Source organism: Pseudonocardia terrae (assembly GCF_021343995.1).
Classification (GTDB): Bacteria; Actinomycetota; Actinomycetes; order Mycobacteriales; family Pseudonocardiaceae; genus Pseudonocardia; species Pseudonocardia terrae.
In genome coordinates, this window is record NZ_JAJTTE010000038.1 from 1 (window position 1) to 16,111 (window position 16,111).

17 protein-coding genes and 1 tRNA gene are annotated in these 16,111 nt (G+C 70.9%); 10 read left to right on the forward strand and 8 right to left on the reverse strand.

The genetic code is table 11. The features are described from left to right. From LWC33_RS23290 to LWC33_RS23305, 4 genes are all read left to right on the forward strand, one after another. The coding region (locus LWC33_RS23290) for a hypothetical protein (RefSeq protein WP_233306575.1) at positions 1-326 on the forward strand (326 nt) is incomplete at its 5' end. A gap of 219 nt (positions 327-545) precedes the next feature. Continuing rightward, positions 546-2,519 (forward strand): MFS transporter, encoded by a 1,974-nt coding sequence (locus tag LWC33_RS23295; RefSeq protein WP_233306576.1) that lies wholly within the window; start codon positions 546-548, stop codon positions 2,517-2,519. Beyond that, on the forward strand, positions 2,516-3,673 hold the full coding sequence (locus LWC33_RS23300) for a DNA polymerase III subunit delta' (protein WP_233306577.1): 1,158 nt from the start codon (positions 2,516-2,518) through the stop codon (positions 3,671-3,673). The genes LWC33_RS23295 and LWC33_RS23300 overlap by 4 nt, the downstream gene beginning before the upstream one ends. 127 nt (positions 3,674-3,800) lie before the next feature. Beyond that, entirely contained in the window at positions 3,801-4,199 is a 399-nt protein-coding gene (locus tag LWC33_RS23305) for a nuclear transport factor 2 family protein (protein ID WP_233306578.1), read from the forward strand. Between the two features lie 164 nt (positions 4,200-4,363). On the opposite strand, the gene LWC33_RS23310 is transcribed toward LWC33_RS23305, so the two are convergent. From LWC33_RS23310 to LWC33_RS23325, 5 genes are read right to left on the reverse strand one after another with little or no spacing between them, the layout of a single operon-like run. Then, on the reverse strand, positions 4,364-4,669 hold the full coding sequence (locus tag LWC33_RS23310; protein WP_233306579.1) for a hypothetical protein: 306 nt from the start codon (positions 4,667-4,669) through the stop codon (positions 4,364-4,366). Further along, a complete protein-coding gene (locus tag LWC33_RS23315) occupies positions 4,669-5,199 on the reverse strand; it encodes a hypothetical protein (protein ID WP_233306580.1) in 531 nt (176 codons plus the stop codon). The genes LWC33_RS23310 and LWC33_RS23315 overlap by 1 nt, the downstream gene beginning before the upstream one ends. Positions 5,200-5,213: 14 nt before the next feature. Continuing rightward, the gene (locus tag LWC33_RS23320) at positions 5,214-6,824 is read right to left on the reverse strand and encodes a glycosyltransferase family 2 protein (protein ID WP_233306581.1); all 1,611 of its coding nucleotides are present in this window, start codon (positions 6,822-6,824) and stop codon (positions 5,214-5,216) included. After that, a complete protein-coding gene (locus LWC33_RS35380; protein ID WP_255692595.1) occupies positions 6,825-6,950 on the reverse strand; it encodes a hypothetical protein in 126 nt (41 codons plus the stop codon). Between the two features lie 8 nt (positions 6,951-6,958). Beyond that, positions 6,959-7,342, reverse strand: coding sequence for a hypothetical protein (locus LWC33_RS23325; protein WP_233306582.1), 384 nt, complete (start codon positions 7,340-7,342; stop codon positions 6,959-6,961). Positions 7,343-7,466: 124 nt separating this feature from the next. Here LWC33_RS23325 and LWC33_RS23330 point away from each other — a divergent pair. Further along, positions 7,467-7,540, forward strand: a tRNA-Thr gene (locus LWC33_RS23330). Positions 7,541-7,672: 132 nt separating this feature from the next. Here LWC33_RS23330 and LWC33_RS23335 read toward each other — a convergent pair. Next, entirely contained in the window at positions 7,673-9,379 is a 1,707-nt protein-coding gene (locus tag LWC33_RS23335; protein WP_233306583.1) for a DUF5635 domain-containing protein, read from the reverse strand. Between the two features lie 641 nt (positions 9,380-10,020). Here LWC33_RS23335 and LWC33_RS23340 point away from each other — a divergent pair. The 5 genes from LWC33_RS23340 to LWC33_RS36220 all read left to right on the forward strand — a co-directional run bounded on the left by LWC33_RS23340 (position 10,021) and on the right by LWC33_RS36220 (position 15,141). Further along, entirely contained in the window at positions 10,021-10,620 is a 600-nt protein-coding gene (locus tag LWC33_RS23340; protein WP_233306584.1) for a hypothetical protein, read from the forward strand. 94 nt (positions 10,621-10,714) lie between these two features. Next, a complete protein-coding gene (locus tag LWC33_RS23345) occupies positions 10,715-10,987 on the forward strand; it encodes a hypothetical protein (protein ID WP_233306585.1) in 273 nt (90 codons plus the stop codon). Further along, positions 10,984-11,580, forward strand: coding sequence for a PIN domain-containing protein (locus LWC33_RS23350; protein ID WP_233306586.1), 597 nt, complete (start codon positions 10,984-10,986; stop codon positions 11,578-11,580). Before LWC33_RS23345 ends, LWC33_RS23350 begins: the two co-directional genes overlap by 4 nt. Beyond that, positions 11,577-12,755 (forward strand): hypothetical protein, encoded by a 1,179-nt coding sequence (locus tag LWC33_RS23355; protein ID WP_233306587.1) that lies wholly within the window; start codon positions 11,577-11,579, stop codon positions 12,753-12,755. The genes LWC33_RS23350 and LWC33_RS23355 overlap by 4 nt, the downstream gene beginning before the upstream one ends. Before the next feature lie 37 nt (positions 12,756-12,792). Further along, on the forward strand, positions 12,793-15,141 hold the full coding sequence (locus LWC33_RS36220) for a DEAD/DEAH box helicase (RefSeq protein ID WP_233306588.1): 2,349 nt from the start codon (positions 12,793-12,795) through the stop codon (positions 15,139-15,141). Here LWC33_RS36220 and LWC33_RS23365 read toward each other — a convergent pair. Next, entirely contained in the window at positions 15,130-15,450 is a 321-nt protein-coding gene (locus tag LWC33_RS23365; protein WP_233306589.1) for a PIN-like domain-containing protein, read from the reverse strand. The two genes, LWC33_RS36220 and LWC33_RS23365, sit on opposite strands and share 12 nt — an antisense overlap. 120 nt (positions 15,451-15,570) lie before the next feature. Further along, positions 15,571-15,993, reverse strand: coding sequence for a DUF433 domain-containing protein (locus LWC33_RS23370; protein WP_233306590.1), 423 nt, complete (start codon positions 15,991-15,993; stop codon positions 15,571-15,573). Positions 15,994-16,111 lie beyond the last annotated feature (118 nt).

A 16,111-nucleotide genomic window follows, 5' to 3' on the forward strand; every position in this document is an offset into this window, starting at 1 on the left:
GCCCACCCCCCGTCCCCGCCGAGGCGCACGCCCTCGACCTGGGCCGGGCCACCCCGGATCCCGAGCCAGGACCGCCGGTCGACCCGCTGCTGTTCCGCGCGTTCGCCCGCTCGCCGACGGCCCCGCCCGCCCCGCCCCGCGATCGCCGGCGAGGCGCGGTGATCGACGGGATCGAGCACCGCCCGCCCGTGCGTCCCGACCCGCAGATCGTCGGGCTCTCCCGGCGGCTGCGCGGGCGTGTCGGATCGCGCGCGTTCACCCTCGTCTTCGTGGGTGTCTACCTGCTCATCCTGGTCCAGCTGATCGTGGCGCTGATGAACTCCTGAGACCGCCCGCGCGGAGCCCGCGCCGTCCTGTCGGTGCGCCCGTCTACCCTGAGTGCGACGACAGGGGCAGGCCCGGCTCGCGCGCGGCCCGCCGTCGACCAGCCCGGTCGAGCGAGGATCGGCGGGCGTCGCACGCGAGGGAGGTGACCCGCGATCGGCTCGGAGAGCGTTCCCGGCAGTCTGACGGGTACGGCCAACCCGGCACCCACCGCGCACCGCGTGCGCAGCGTCCTGGCCATCCCCGCCTTCCGCAGGCTCTGGACCGTCACGGCCTTCACCGCCACCGGCGAGTGGTTGAGCCTGCTCGCGCTCACCTCGCTGGCCACCCAGCTGACCAGCGGGTACGCGGCGCAGAGCTTCGCGCTCGGCGGCGTGGTCGCCACCAAGCTGCTGCCGGCGCTGCTGCTCGGCCCGATCGCCGGCGCGCTGGCGGACCGCTTCGACCGGCGCCGCGTGATGGTCACGTGCGACGTGCTGCGGTTCTGCCTGTTCGTGTCGATCCCGATCGTGGGCTCGCTGTGGTGGCTGTTCGCGGCTACGTTCCTCATCGAGCTGTGCGCGATGTTCTGGATCCCGGCGAAGGACGCGTCGGTCCCGAACCTGCTGCGCCGCAAGGACCAGGTGGAGACGGCGAACCAGCTCGGCCTCGTCCTCACCTACGGCATCTCGGTGCTGGTCGCGTCCGGGCTGTTCGCAGTGATCTCGAGCATCCAGCACCTGCTGCCGAGCCAGGACGCGTTGACCACGGTCTACGTCGCCCTGGTGCTCGACGGGTGTGCCTTCCTCCTCTCCGCCACGGTCGTCTGGTTCGGGATCAAGGAGATCTCCGGACGCTCCGGGCCGCGCGACTCCGAGGAGCAGCCGGGCCTGTTGACGCTGCTCCGCGAGGGGTTCGCCTACGTCGCGACCACGCCGCTGATCCGCGGTCTGGTGCTCGGCATCATCGGCGCCTTCGCGGCCGGTGGCGCGGTCATCGCCTCCGCCAAGCTCTACGCGGCCAGCCTCGGCGGTGGCGACGCGGCGTACTCGGTACTGTTCACGGCGGTGTTCGTCGGCCTTGCCCTCGGCATGGCGGTGGCGCCCCGGCTCGCGCACCGGCTCCCGCACAACCGGCTGTTCGGCACGGCGATCGTCGGCGCGGGCGTCGCGTTGATCATCGTGGCGGTGTCCGGCCACCTGTTCATGGCGATCCTCGCCGTGGCGCTGGTCGGCGGCTTCGCCGGCATCGCCTTCCTCACCGGGCTCACGATCATCGGCTCCCAGGTGTCGGACGACATCCGCGGCCGGATCGTCGCGTTCGTCCAGTCCCTGGTCCGGCTGGTGCTGCTCGGCTCGATGTCCCTGGTGCCGGTTCTGGTAGGGCTGGTCAGCACCCGCGCGGTCGACCTGTTCGGTTGGCACTTCACGGTCGACGGCACGCGGTTCGTGCTCGCCGGTGGCGGTCTCGTCGCCGCCGTCGTCGGCACTCTGGCCTACCGGCAGATGGACGAGCGGCGCCTGGAGCCGCTGCTGGGCGATCTCGTCTCGGCACTGCGGCAGGGCGAGGTCCGCCGCGGCTCCGGCACCCTCGTCGCGGTCGAGGGCGCCACCCCGGAAGAGGCCGCCGACCAGGCCGAACGGCTCGCGCAGGCGCTGCGCGAGCGGGGGCACGTCGTCGTGGAGCCCGACGACGGGGAGCGCGACGAGCTGCGCTGGGCGGCCGCCACCCGCGAGGCCCACCTGGCCGGGGCGCGGGCGAAGGCCCTCGCCGCGGCGGCGATCCGGGCCGACCTGGTGGAACGGGTGATCCGCCCGGCGCTCGACGAGGGCGCGGTCGTCGTCATGGACCGGTTCATGGTCAGCCCGATCGCCCACTTCGGCGTCGCGGCGGACCGGATGGACGCCGAGCTCGAGCGCGGCGAGCTCGAGCGCCTCGCCGCCTGGGCCACCGGCCGGCTCCGGCCGGACATCACCGTGCTGCTCGACCGCGAGGGCGCGAGCGCCGAGTCCGGCGGCGTCGCCGGCGAGGAGCACGTCCGGGTGCAACGGTTGCTGGCCGGCCTGGTCGCAGCCGAGCCCCAGCACTACGTGGTGGTCGACGCCGACGGCGAGCCCGAGGAGGTCGCGGCGCGCATCCTGACCGGGGTCACCCCGTCGCTGCCGGAGGCCCCCGAGCAACCCGAGGACATCCCCCGGCCCGCGGTCGAGCCGTGAGTGCGGGTGTCTGGCGGGACGTCGTCGGGCAGCCCGCCGCGGTCGAGGAACTGAGCACCGCCGCGTCCACGCCGTCGGCGATGACGCACGCCTGGCTGTTCACCGGCCCGCCGGGGTCCGGCCGCTCCAATGCCGCTCGGGCCTTCGCCGCCGCGCTGCAGTGCCCCACGGGCGGCTGCGGCGAGTGCCCGGCGTGCCACACGGTGCTCGCCGGCACCCACGCCGACGTCCGGGAGGTCGTACCCGAGGGGCTGTCGATCTCCGTGGCGGAGATGCGCAACCTCGTGCAGCTCGCCGCGCGCCGTCCGTCCACCGGCGCCTGGCAGATCTTGATCATCACCGACGCGGACCGGCTCACCGAGGGCGCGGCGAACGCGCTGCTCAAGGCGGTGGAGGAGCCCGCGGACCAGACCGTTTTCCTGCTCTGCGCGCCGTCGGACCACCCCGAGGACGTGCCGATCACGATCCGCTCCCGGTGCCGCGTCGTCGCGCTGCGCACGCCGGCGCCGGAGGCGATCGCCGAGGTGCTCGTGGAGCGCGACGGGATCGAGCCCGAGCAGGCGCGGTGGGCGGCGTCGGTCTCCGGCGGGCACGTCGGCCGGGCCCGCCGGCTCGCCCGGGACCCGGAGGCGCGGGAGCGGCGTGAGCGGGTCCTCGGTGTCCCGCTGCGACTGCGGCACCTGGGGGACGCGTTCGCGTTCGCCGATGCGCTCGTCCGCTCCGCCGAGGCCGAGGCCGCCGACGTCAGCGGTGCCCGGGACGCCGCCGAGCGCGAGGAGCTCGCCGTCGCGATGGGTGCCGGCGGCACCGGTAAGGGCGCAGCCGCCGCCGCCCGCGGCGCCAAGGCCGCCGAGCGCGAGCTGGAGCGCCGGCAGAAGTCCCGCAACACCCGTACCCAGCGCGACGCCCTGGACCGGGCGCTCATCGACCTCGCCGGCTTCTACCGGGACGTGCTGGTCGCGGGCACGGCGGCGGTCGTCGCGCTCGGGAACCCCGACCGAGAGTCGGACATCCGCCAGGCCGCCCGCGAGTGGAGCGCCGAGTCCACCCTGCGCCGCCTCGAGGCCGTTCTCGCCTGCCGCGAGGCACTCGAGCTCAACGTGAAGCCGCGGATCGCGGTCGAGGCGATGATGACCGCGCTGCAGCAGGGCTGATCGGCCCTCTCACCTCGAGAGCTCCCGCCCCGCGCTGCTCCTCGCGACCCGAGGAGCCGTGGGCCGTCCGCCCGCCGTCGGTCGTCGAGCCCGATTGCGACGGATTCGCCGGGGTAGCCCCCGAGGCATGGAGGACAACCACATCCGCCACGACCTGACGCGCCACTTCGTCGCGGCGCTGCGCAAGTCGGAGCAGGACGGCGACGTCGACGACCTCACGGCCCTCTTCGCCGACGACGCCGAGCTGTTCCGGCTCGACGGCGAGGGCTCGCGGCGCGGCGGGGTGCGCGAGTTCTGGGAGCAGTACCGCGCCCAGTTCGGCGAGGTCCGGACCCAGTTCACCAACGTCGTCGAGAGCGACGACGAGGCCGCGCTGGAGTGGCAGAGCACCGGCACCCGCCCGAACGGCCACGACTTCCGCTACGAGGGCTCGACCTTCGTCACCTTCGACGGCGACAAGATCACCGGCCTGCGCACGTACTACGACACCGCCGCGTTCGTCGACGTCCCGGCCGGCCGCCGTTAGCAGACCGGCCGCAGCCTGACCACGGCGATCCGGCGGCTGACCGCGGCCCGGTAGCCGTCGTAGTCGGCCGCCGGGAGCGCCTCGGCCCGCACCGCCTTCCGCAGCAGGACCTCACCGCCGCGGACTGGCTGGTCGGCGCCGTCGACCGGCTGCTCCTGCGCTGATCAGCGGGGCAGTACCGCCGTCAGCCACTGCTCGAACCCGGGGCTGGTGGGCGGCCACGACCACGCCAGGGCCAGCTGCGCGAGCCCGATCACCGCGAGCGTCCGGCTCGTCCGGGGTCCGCTGTCCCGCGGGATCGACATCAGCGCGACCAGCGTGAACAGCACGTACGCCGTGACGGGGGTGAACCGCAGCGCGACCCAGACCGCCAGGACCGACGCGAGCACCGACACCGCGTAGCCCACCAGCGCCGCCGGGAACCGCACCGCGTAGATGATCGCGACGGCGAGGAACAGCGGCACGTGCATCAGCGACTTCCCCACGGTCGCGGCGGCCGTGCCCAGCCCGCCCCACACGCCGTCGGGGAACTTCCCGAGATCAAGGTTCGTGGCCACGAGCTGGATCGCGTCCCCGGTGAACCGCCACTGGAGGAACATCGGGCCAGCGTCACGAAGACGGTCGGGAAGGTGATCACCGCGACGGTCGCCGGCGCGGCCGCGCGGGTGGTCCGGAAGCGGTCGACGGCGAAGAAGAAGGCCGCGGCCCCGAGGGCGATCGCGTAGAAGATCGCGATCGGGTCGAAGAAGAAGCAGGCGGCGAGGGCGAGTCCGCAGGTGAAAACCGCGTCCGTGTCGCCGTCGACCACGAACCACACGAATCCCTGCAACGCCACGGCCAGCAGTGACAGCGCCGCGATGCCGGACATCGACTGACTCGCCGCGTACGCCACCGCGGGCACCGCGAACACGGGCAGGATCAGCCCCGCGACCGTCGCCAGGTCGAAGCCGCGGCGCAGCAGCTGCTCCCCCGTCAGGTGCAGGGTGACCCCGGCGAACAACGCCGCGACGATGCTCAGCGCGATCCCGCCGCCGGGCAGGACCCCGGCGAGCAGGGTCGGCAGAGGCGGGTAGGCGAGCCTGAGCCCCTGCAGGTCCGGCCCGCCGCCGGAGACCTGGCCGGCCTGCGTGAGGAAGGCCGCGTGCCGGGTGGAGACGAACCCGCGCCGGCCCGCCCACACGCCGAGCGCGATGAGCGGCGCCGCGAGTGCGAGTCGGACGCCCCAGCGGGCCCAGCCGTTCTCAGGCCGGCGCCGGCGCCGCGGCCGTCGTCGGAATGGCTGGCGGCAGCGTGACTGAGGCCATGGAGGGTCTTCTCCCAGTAGTGCGGCTTGGTGATCAGCTGCCAGACGGCCTTGTACGAGGCGATCGAGTGCAGGATCCAGTAGAGGGGGTTGAGCAGCGCCCGAAGCACGAGCGAGTATCGGCGGCGCTTGAACGCGCCCATCATCATCGACACGTAGATCATCAGCCCGTTGCCGATCACGAGGTTGAACAGGCTGACCCAGAGCACCCAGCCGGGGAACAGGCCGTCGAGCACCGTGGGCGGCAGCAGCAGCGACACGATGAAGAGCAGGTACAGCGGCGGGGTGAACAGGAAGGTCACCGGCGTGCCGCCGATGAGCAGCGCGAACGCCAGCGTCTGCCGCAGCCCGGCCGTACGCACCAACCGTAGCGGGTGCCGCAGGTGCACCAGCAGCGTCTGCAGGTAGCCCTTGATCCACCGCGACCGCTGCCGCACCCGGTTGCCCGGCGGGCGGTTGGCCTCCTCGAAGGTCGTCGAGTTGACGACGCCCACGGTGCTGCCCAGGGCGGCCGCGCGAATGCCGAGGTCGGCGTCCTCCGTGACGTTGAACCGGTCCCAGCGGCCGAGGGTCCGCAGCGCGGCGGTGCGGACGTGGTTCGACGTGCCGCCCAGCGGGATCGGCAGTCGCAACCGGTCCAGCCCGGGCAGCATGTAGTCGAACCAGAAGGAGTACTCGGTCGTGAACATCCTGGTCAGCCAGTTGTCCGTGGCGTTCCAGTAGTTCAGGGCGGCCTGCACGCACACCAGCCGGTCGCCGCCGCGGCGGAAGGCGACCACGGCCTTCTTCAGCTGGTCGGCGTCGGGCTTGTCCTCGGCGTCGTAGATCACGAGGTGCTCGCCGCGGGCGAGGAAGAGCCCGACGTTGCAGGCCTTCGCCTTCGTCTGCGGCTGACCGGGCGGCATGATCAGGAAGGTGATGTTCTCGGGCGGGTTCGAGGCCTTGGCGGCCTCGATGGTCTCGGTGTCGCTCTCCTCGAGCAGCAGCAGGATCTCCAGCTTCTCCGCCGGGTAGTCCAGCCCGCCCAGGTTCCCGATCAGCTGCGCGACGATGTTGGCCTCGCGGAACACCGGCACCAGCATCGTGTAGACGGGCAGGTCGGCGGGGTCGAGCGCGGTGACCTCCTCGTCGGTGACCTGGACGTGGTTCTCCTGCCGCACGCCCCTCATGCAGACGACGAACTTGAACACCACGCTGACCAGGAACGCCAGGCTGACGACCGCCAGCAGCGCGATCAACGTCGTCCGCGGCGCCAGGACCAACCCGGCCACGATCGCCGCGCCGACCAGCCACATCACCACGCGCTGGCCGGGGAACAGCACCTACCGCGCGGACTGCGCCTTGTCGCGCCGCCACAGTCCCAGCGTGGCCTGCTCGACGACCGCGTCCCGGTACCCGGCGTGCAAGGCCTGCACGATATCCCAGTCCGTGGTGACGGCGAGGGTCACCGGCGCCTTCAGTCGCTCCTCGATCCGCCGCCGCCGTTCCTCGGTCGGTCGCTCGGACGTCGCGACGAGCACGGTCTCCTGCCGTGCCTGGCCGCCGGCTGACGACGGACCGGGAACCACCCCTCGGCACCGAGCTCCTGCGGGTCGAGGCCGTCGAGCAGGTCGCGGTCGATCCCGGTGTCCGCGAGGTCGACGTACCCGCACTCCCACGTCCGCGCCAGCAGCCGGTACAGCTCGGTCCGCTTCACCAGCCCGGCCGCGACCAGCACCGCCCCGATCCGCGCCCCGTTGCGCGCGGACACCTCGACCGCCCAGCCCCGCTGCTCCGCGCTGATCCGCCCCTCGGCGATCAGCACGTCCCCGATCCGCGCGTCCGTGCCGACCGTCGTCATGATCCGAGCATCGTGGGAGCGGCCCCACCCGACATGCCTGAGCTGCGAAGACGACCCGTCCGAGTGACGGGGTGGGGGTCGGGTCGCCGGTCCGGGGGCGGTGGGTAGACTGACGTCGCACCACGCCGCCTTAGCTCAGTCGGTTAGAGCGACGCACTCGTAATGCGTAGGTCTGGGGTTCGACTCCCCAAGGCGGCTCCCTTTTCGCAGGTCAGCGACCTGTCGATTCCTGCTCTCGACTTTTCGTGGCCTCCCGTGTGCGTAGCTCAGTGAGGACTCGTCCGGCAGCACTGGCATGACGGTGTGCGCCCCGATCTTGGTTTCTAGCGTCTACGGCAACGCAGCCAGGAAGTGCGCGTTCCGTCCCTTGCCGTCGCCTCGGACGAGGACTCCGTCGGCGACGAGGCGGTCGAGGTGGTTCAGCGAGCCGGTCTGGGTGAGGCCGGTGAGCGTTGCGTAGTCACCGGATGTGATCCGGGAATGGGCGGCCAGCCAGAAGCGGGCGACCGTGCCGGGGTCGTCTGGGCGTCGATAGGTCAGGATCCCTCGGGCCCGGCGATCGGGAGCGGGGGCAGCGTTCTCGACGACCCGAATCGCGGCTGGGGACAGAGCCCAGACGTCCTTGAACCGTGTGAGAAGTGGTGAAGACCCGACGCGGCATTCGGTGGCCGCGGTGTCGAGGGCTTCCGCTGCTTCCTGCGGTGTGCGCTGGAGGAGGTCGGCGATGAGGTCAGGGGTGGCGAACGGCTGGCGGAGAAGGTGGTCGACGATGAGGGCGACTCGGACGTCGCGTCGTCGGACGGCCGGCTCGATGCGGCCGGTGAGGGCCATGACCGGGATGACAGGGCGGCCGCCGACGAGCCGTGTCCTGACCCGCGGGCCGTCTTCTTCGATGATGAGGGGCGGTCGGTGGCCGAGCGCAACCATCTCCCTGTACATGCGGTCGACACCCATGCCTTGCTTCTCGACGAGGTTAAGCGCTCTGAAGAGGTCAGCGAGTGCGGGATGGCGGGCGTAGCGCTGGGCCAGGACGGTAGCGGCCGTGATGCCACCTGTGAAGCCGCCAGGGCTGATGACCTGCAGGGCCGAGTCGGCGTCGATCCACGTGATCGTCACCGGGCCGGACGACAACCAGTCGCGGTGCACGAGGCCGTTGAGAACGGCCTCGCGGGCTGCCCGGGGTGGTAGCCGGCGGACGGTCGACTCCGCGAAGCCGCCCTGGAGGGTGACCTCCGTATTGAGCGAGTTCAAGCGGTCTTCCACTGCTGACAGCTGCTCGAGCACGCTCAAGCCCGTGAGATCCGGGGGGCGAAGGAGTACGTCGCCGCCCTCCACGTCGATGGCCGTCATCGTGAGGTAGGTGCGGTCGGCAGGGCAGAACAGAAGAGCGCCGGCTTGGGTGAGGTGTCCGTCGGGATGGAGGACGCCCAGTCGTCTCAGGAGATCGGCAACGGTCTCGGTGGCATGGTGTTCGAAGCCGGCGTCGCGAAGGTAGCGGCGGGCAGTCACGATCGCGCCGTCACTCACGTCGACAAGGGTGCGGCTGGTGACGGCCGCCATGCTGTCGTGCCCGGCCTGGCTCTGGCGATGCAGCCACCATTCTGAGCGGTCTACCGCGACACAGTTGGTTCCTACTCGCCAGCGAATCCGACCGCTGGTGTCCTCGATGGGCTCGTGGGCGGATGCGACGTAGAGGACGAGGAGACGGACTCCGCTGACCTCGCGTTCCTCGACGTCCGGGGCGAGGTCGACACGGGTGTAGATGCCGTGCCGGAGCCAGTCGCGGTCCAGCGCGGTTCCGAGTAGGTCGCCGGTCCTGTTCTCGATGCCGACGATCAGCGCTCCGCCACCGGGGGTGTTGGCGAAGCAGGCGACTTCATCGGCGAGCTGTGCGGCCGCGGCGGTGTTCTGCGCCTGACCTGCCAGAAGTGCTCCTCCACTGCCACGCCGGCCAGCTTCCTCCTTGATGTCGACGTGTTCGAGCTCGGCGTCGTCGGGTAGGACTCCCGCCCGGAGCTTCGCGAGGACGGCGTCCACCGCGTGCCGGAGCGTGGAACGGGCGTCGACGAGGTCGGGCTCGGGATGAAAGGGCAACACAGTCGGACACCCGCTCACACGCTTGAAGTTTCTGGTCTGCGTAATCTACAACTGGCAGGCGCAAGTGCCGATCCGTGGGGGTTTCGACTGTGGTGCGTGAGCTGTAGGCACGTGACTGTCGGTGCTGTGTGCCACGCTCTGCAGCCGCTCGGTCAGCAGCGTCGCCAGCCCGCACCGCGCGGCAAGCGCCAGCACCGGCGCAAGCCCGACACACGACACGAGATTCGGATCATCGAACCGTACCGACACCGCGGCGCGGGCGTGAGATAGTCGCATCCAGCGGATGCCCTTCTCCTCGGTAGGCCAGGACCCTCGACAAGTCCCATCTTCCCAGGTCAGAAGGGCATTCGTGTGTCACGACCCGCTGTCAGGCGCCCATTTTCGCGGTGGAGCCTCTACGACCCGGCGCGCCTCCGCGTCCGGAGCACCTTGGAGGCGCTCGCCGCCCTTACCGGTGACGTCGATGCCGAGGTGGAGGCGATGGCCCGCGACCTCACGTCCGCCTACAGTTCCTGCGGATCGCGGAGCGCCTTCTGCGCGAGGACCGCCACGACGACGCGCTGCAGTGGGCGGAACGCGGCTTGGAGATCCACGGTCTTGCCGACGCGCGGCTGGTCGACCTCGCGGTTGCGGAGTACCACCGGGCAGGCCGCGGGGCGGCGGCGGTCGACCTGCTCCGGAGGGTGCTCGATCGCGCGCCGAACCTGCCCACCTACCAGCGGCTCGCGGGGTACGCCCGACGGGCCGGGTTGTGGGCGGATCGGCGTGACGAGGCGTTCGCCCGCCTCCGCGCCGAGGTCGATCGTCGCGAACCTCCCCGGTACCGGTGGCAGCCGGCTGCCGACGCGTCGCTGCTCGTCGAGGTGCTGCTCTGGGAGGGCGACCCTGACGCCGCCTGGGCGGAGGCGCAGCGAGGCGGCTGCTCGGGCCCAACGGTGATGCGGCTGGCCCGAGCCTGCCGGGAGCTGCGGCCGCGTGAGGTGATCCCGCTCTACCAGCGCGAGGTCGAGGCCGCGGTCGGACGCAAGAACAACTCCGCCTATGCGAAGGCCGTCGAGCTGCTCGGCGAGGTCGAGCCCCTGTTCGAGGCGGACGGGTTCGCCGACCACCTCGCCGAGCTGCGCCGCACGCACCGGGCCAAACGCAATCTCATGGCCCTCCTCGCCGCGCGGGGCTGGTGACGTCACGGGGGCGACTGCCGCCTAACGGTCGCGTTCTGCCAGCAGTCGTCGAGCCGCCTCGATCGCGACGATCGAGCGGTAGCATGCAGGCACCATGAGCACCACGCCCGAGACCGCGGACTCGTTCGAGGTCGTCGTCAGCAGCGACGGGAGCCTGACGGTTCCGGCCGCCGAGCTGGCGCGCCACGGTGTGCGTCCCGGAGCCCACCTGCGGCTGGTGAAGCCCGAGGTAGCCAGTCGTCGAGGTGGTCGTTCGGCGGGCAAGCTCGCTGGTCTGGTGCCGGACGAGGTGATCGAGGCGTGGTCACAGGCGCTCGATGACGACCGGGCCGAGCGTCGTTCCGCACTCGGGCCCGTCGCCGGGTGAGAGTCGTCGCGGACTCACATTCGCTGCTCTATTACCTGTTCACTCCGGATCGGCTCTCGGAGCCGGCGTTCGACGCTCTGGGTAACGCTGAGAAGAGCGACGGGCTCGTCGTCTCGGCCGCGACGCTGGGTGATCTCTGGTACTCGTCGCACAAGATCGGCGAGCGGGCGTTGACACCGGGTGCTTTCGAGTCGCTGCACACGACCGTCCTCGATCCGGAGAACGAGGGCTTCGAGGTGCCAGTCGAGTCTGGCCGTAGTCTCGGCGGGGTGTTGGGCGATGGGGATACCGAGTCGGCGGCGCTGATCGAGGAAGCGACGATTGACGCCTACGGCGTGGACGAGCAGCTCGGCGGGTTCCACGCCAAGCTGGAGGAGTTCGTCGAGGTCCCGTTCACGACGGTGGTGCTGGGAGTCGAGGTGACTGTGGTCGAGATCGACCTGTCCGCGAGCGGGAGGCTGGTGGCTGTCTGCCGACGGGGTGGGGAGTCTCAGCCGGTCGATCTTCGTGATCTGCCGCTGCCGACACCGCCACCGGACGGTGTGGAGTGGATTCGTGCCTATCGGCGATGGGCGGCCGAGGGTCTGGCGTGAGCGAGTACCAGTACTACGAGTTCCTCGCGGTGGATCGGCCGCTCGACGCGCGGGAGCAGGCCGCGGTGCGGGCGCTGTCGACGCGGGCGCAGATCAGCGCGACGAGCTTCACCAACGAGTACCACTGGGGTGACTTCCGCGGTGACCCGCTTCAGTTGATGGAGCGCTACTACGATGCCCACCTATACTTCGCGAACTGGGGCAGTCGGACGCTGATGGTGCGGTTGCCGCTCGGGGTACTCGAGGTCGAGGCGGTCGAGCCGTACCTGGTCGATCCGCTGGTCACCGCGTGGGACACCGCCGGACACCTGATCCTGGGGCTGCACAGCGACCACGAGGACGCCGAATTCTTCGGTGTTGACGATCTGTACACCCTGGCTGGGCTCGTCGGGGTCCGGGCCGAGCTGGCTGCCGGTGACCTGCGCCCGCTGTATCTGGGCTGGCTGGCGGCGCAGGGAACCTGGGACCGCGACGAGGGCGCGTTCGGCTCCGACAACGAGGACGTCCAAGAGCCGCCGGTGCCTCCGGGGTTGTCGGAGCTGACGGCGTCGCAGCGGGCGCTGGCGGACTTCCTTCGCCTGGACCCGGACTTGCTCACGGTCGCGGCGCAGGCGAGCCCGCCGTCGGCGGACACGCGACTCCCGGCGAAGCAGCTGGCTTCCCGAGTGGGGCGAATCCCGAGCGGCGAGAAGGACCGGTTACTCGTTCTGGTCGCGCGGGGCGAGAGCCTTGTCGCCCAGGCGGAGCTGCGTCGCCGGCTCAGCTCGGAGGGGGTGGCGACATGCGACGAGCTTACGCGTCGGACGGTTGCTGAGTTGCTGGATGCTGCGCACCTGATCCGGCAGGAGAAGCACCGGCGAGCCGAGGCAGCGCGCGTGGAAGCGGAAGCGGAGCGGGAACGGAAGAGTGCGGCAGCCCGGGAGCGGCGCCTCGCGGCGGTGTCCGCGGACGTGGAGGGGGGCTGGGCGCGGGTCGAGGCGATGATCGTCACGAAGAAGCCGGCCGAGTACGACGCCGCGGTCACGCTGCTCGAGGACCTGCGGGTCGTCGCCGAGCGGGCGGATCAGGTGGGGGAGTTCGGTGCTCGGCTCGCCGCGCTACGTACTCGTCATCAGCGCAAACCGAGCCTCGTCCGGCGGATCGATCAGGCTGGGCTCTTCGTCGGTTCCGGCTGATCGCGGGCTGCCACCCGGGCGTGGCATCGTAAGGCTCGTGTCGACGAGCTCCGGAGATCTTGAGCGTGAGCTCGCTCGGCTGCGGGCTGAGAACGGGCGGCTGCTGCGGCTGTTGGGGATGACGGCGAAGCAGGCCCGCACACCGGCTGCGTCCCAGTCGGGGCTGTTCCTGGAGCGCCCCGGCATGGTGAACGCGTCGTCGACTCCGCAGGAGAAGGTCGCCTTCTTCAGGGCGCTGTTCGCGGCCCGCGAGGATGTCTACGCGATTCGGTGGGAGAACGGGAGATCGGGGAAGTCGGGCTGGGTACCAGCGGTGGTCGGTGGGTGGCGGAAGGGCGCGACCCGTCCGTACCTGCGGCTTCGTGATGACGTTGTCGCCGCGCATCTGTCGGGGCGCGATCACATCGGGCTGTATCCGTTGATGCCCGCCGACACCTGTCGGTGGCTCGCGGCGGACTTCGACGGGCCCGCGGCGATGCTCGACGCGTTGGCCTACCTCAAGGCGGCCAGGGCGGCCGGCGTACCGGCTGCGCTGGAGGTGTCGCGATCCGGGGTGGGCGCGCATGCGTGGATCTTCTTTGCCGGCGCGGTGCCCGCGGCGACGGCGAGAGCGCTGGGTACGGGTTTGCTCCGCGAGGCGATCGCCGTCCGCGGGCGGATGGATCTGCGCAGCTACGACCGGCTCTTCCCGTCCCAGGACGTACTTCCGTCCTCGGGTGGGATCGGAAACCTGATCGCTGCTCCCCTTCACGGTCGGGCGCGGAAACACGGCGCGACGGTGTTCCTCGACCTCGGCACTCTCGAGCCGCACGAGGATCAGTGGGCCTACCTGTCCGGAGTCCACCGGCTGGCTCCGGCCGAGGTCACGCGCCTCGCGGGCCGTGTCGGGGCGGTGAAGGTGGGTGGCGCGGTAGGGCGGTTGGCTCCCGCTACGTCGACCCGGACGCGGCCGGAACCGGCGGCCGTGGTCGGGCTGAGGCTTGAGGCCGGCTGCGAGGTCGCGGTGTCCGACCTGACGCCTGCCGCGCTTGCGACGCTCAAGCACGCGGCGTCGATGAGCAACCCGCTGTTCGGCGAGCGCCAACGTCGACGCCTGTCGACGTGGAACGTGCCTCGGTTCCTGCTCGGCTACGACGAGACTGTCGACGGGCGCCTCGTGCTGCCTCGCGGGCTCGGCGAGCGGGTCGAGTCGGTGCTGAAGGAGGCGGGGAGTCGCGTCGAGATCAGCGACGAGCGCTCCGATGGCGAGAGCCACGAGTTCGAGTTGGCGGTCACGCTGCGCGATGATCAGGCCGATGCCGTCTCCGAGCTCGCTGGCCACGAGCTGGGGCTCCTGGTCGCCGAGCCGGGCGCCGGCAAGACCGTCATGGGATGTGCGCTGATCGCGGAGCACGGTGTCTCCACCCTGATACTGGTGGATCGCAAGGCGTTGGCGGACCAGTGGCGGAGCCGGATCAAGGACTTCCTGGACGTTCGCGCCGGCCAGCTGGGCGCGGGACGATCCTCGCTGCGGGGCGTCATCGACGTCGTCACCCTGCAGACGCTGGCCCGCCGTCAGGACGTCGCGGAGCTGACCGCAGGCTACGGGCTCGTTCTCGTGGACGAGTGCCACCACCTGCCCGCTGCCGCGTTCGAGAACGCGGCCCGGCAGATCCCGGCGAGGCGATGGGTCGGCCTGACCGCGACCCCGTATCGGCGTGATGGACTCGACGAGCTCATCCACCATCAGCTCGGCCCGATCCGGCACACGGTCGCGCCTCCTCCAGCAGGCACCCTGGGGACCGCCGACGCCCCGGAACGGCTCCTGACGGTGCACCCGACCTCCTACGAGTACGTGGGTGAGGCGGATCCGTCGAAGCCGGGCGGGATGGCGGCGATCTACCGGGATCTTGCCGCTGACGAGGCTCGCAGGGACCAGGTCGTCGGTGACGTCCTCGATGCGTTGGAACGCGGGAGGAACTGCCTGGTCCTCACACAGTGGAAGAACCATGTGGAGTCCCTGGCGGGACGACTCCGCGACAAGGGGTGCCATCCCGTTGTCCTTCGCGGCGGCATGGGTGCCCGAGAACGCAAGGCCGCGCTGGCTCGTCTCGAGCCGGGTGAGGCGCCATTGCTCGTCGTCGCGACCGGACCCTACGTCGGGGAGGGTTTCGACTGCCCCGCTCTCGATGCCCTCTTCCTCGCGGCGCCGATCGCGTTCAAGGGCCGCCTCGTGCAGTTCGCCGGTCGCGTGCTCAGGCCGTATCCCGGCAAGACGACGGCCGAGGTGCACGACTACCACGACGAACTCACCGCCGTACTCGCCTCTTCGCTGTCCAAGCGAGCCCCGGGATACAAGTCCCTCGGCTTCCCCGATCCCCGTGACTCGATCGTGTCACGGCGCTGATCCGGGCTGCGGATCGATATCGCCGCCGTCGAAGATCGACGCCCCGGCCCGCGTCACGCTCGCCAGCCACGGTCCGGGGTGCTCGTTGACGAGCTTCTCGATCTCGTTCCACCAGCGCAGCCAGAGGCGGACCTGCTCGAACAGGGTCAGCTGGCCGCCGGTGGTCTGGAAGCACGCTCGGACGCCGTGGTCGAGGAGGGCCCGGCGTTCGAGTGGTCGGCTGCGGATGCGCTTGTCACGGGTCAGAACGACGAGCCCGCCCCGGCCGACGATCGGAAGCCACTCGTGGTCCCTGGATCCTGCCGGCACGAGGCCTCCCGGTCCACCAGGCCGGGTGATGTCGCCTCGGACGTGCTACAGGGCCTGGGCGACGCCGATGCAGTTCTCGTCGAACAACCAGCGCGGAGTCTGGAGACGAGCGGGCACGTGTCAGGCGGCTCGGGTGAGGTCGCCATGGCGGCGCTCGAAATCGACAACCTGCTCGACGTCGGTGACAGAGATCGAGTAGATCCCCGCGACTCTGTCGGGTTCCTCGCCGGCGCTCACCAACTCCGCGACGATCTCTGTGCGCACCCCGACGTCCGGGATGGTCGGCTCGCCGAAGCTGCGTGTGGGGTCGAGGACGATCGGCTTGCCCCGTCCGAGCGGGAAGAGCCGCTCGGCGACGTCGCCGGCGTCGTTGAACTCGACCTTGTCGAGGAACGCGACGGCTGGGTCCGACGGCATCAGGAAGCCGTCACGGCCGAGGATCACGATGCTCAACGCCGGATCGAGTCCGACGAACTCCTGCGCCTCGAGCGCGAGCTCCCGGCCTGAGGTGTAGGGCTTCAGAGTGGCGAGCGGGTACTGCACCTGAAGGCGGTCGCGAAGGAATCCGATGACGGGGCGCAGGTACTGCAGGGTGACCCGCTTGGCCCGGTACTCCCGCAGATAGCCAGCCTCGATGAACTCGCCCTAGGTGACAGTGTCC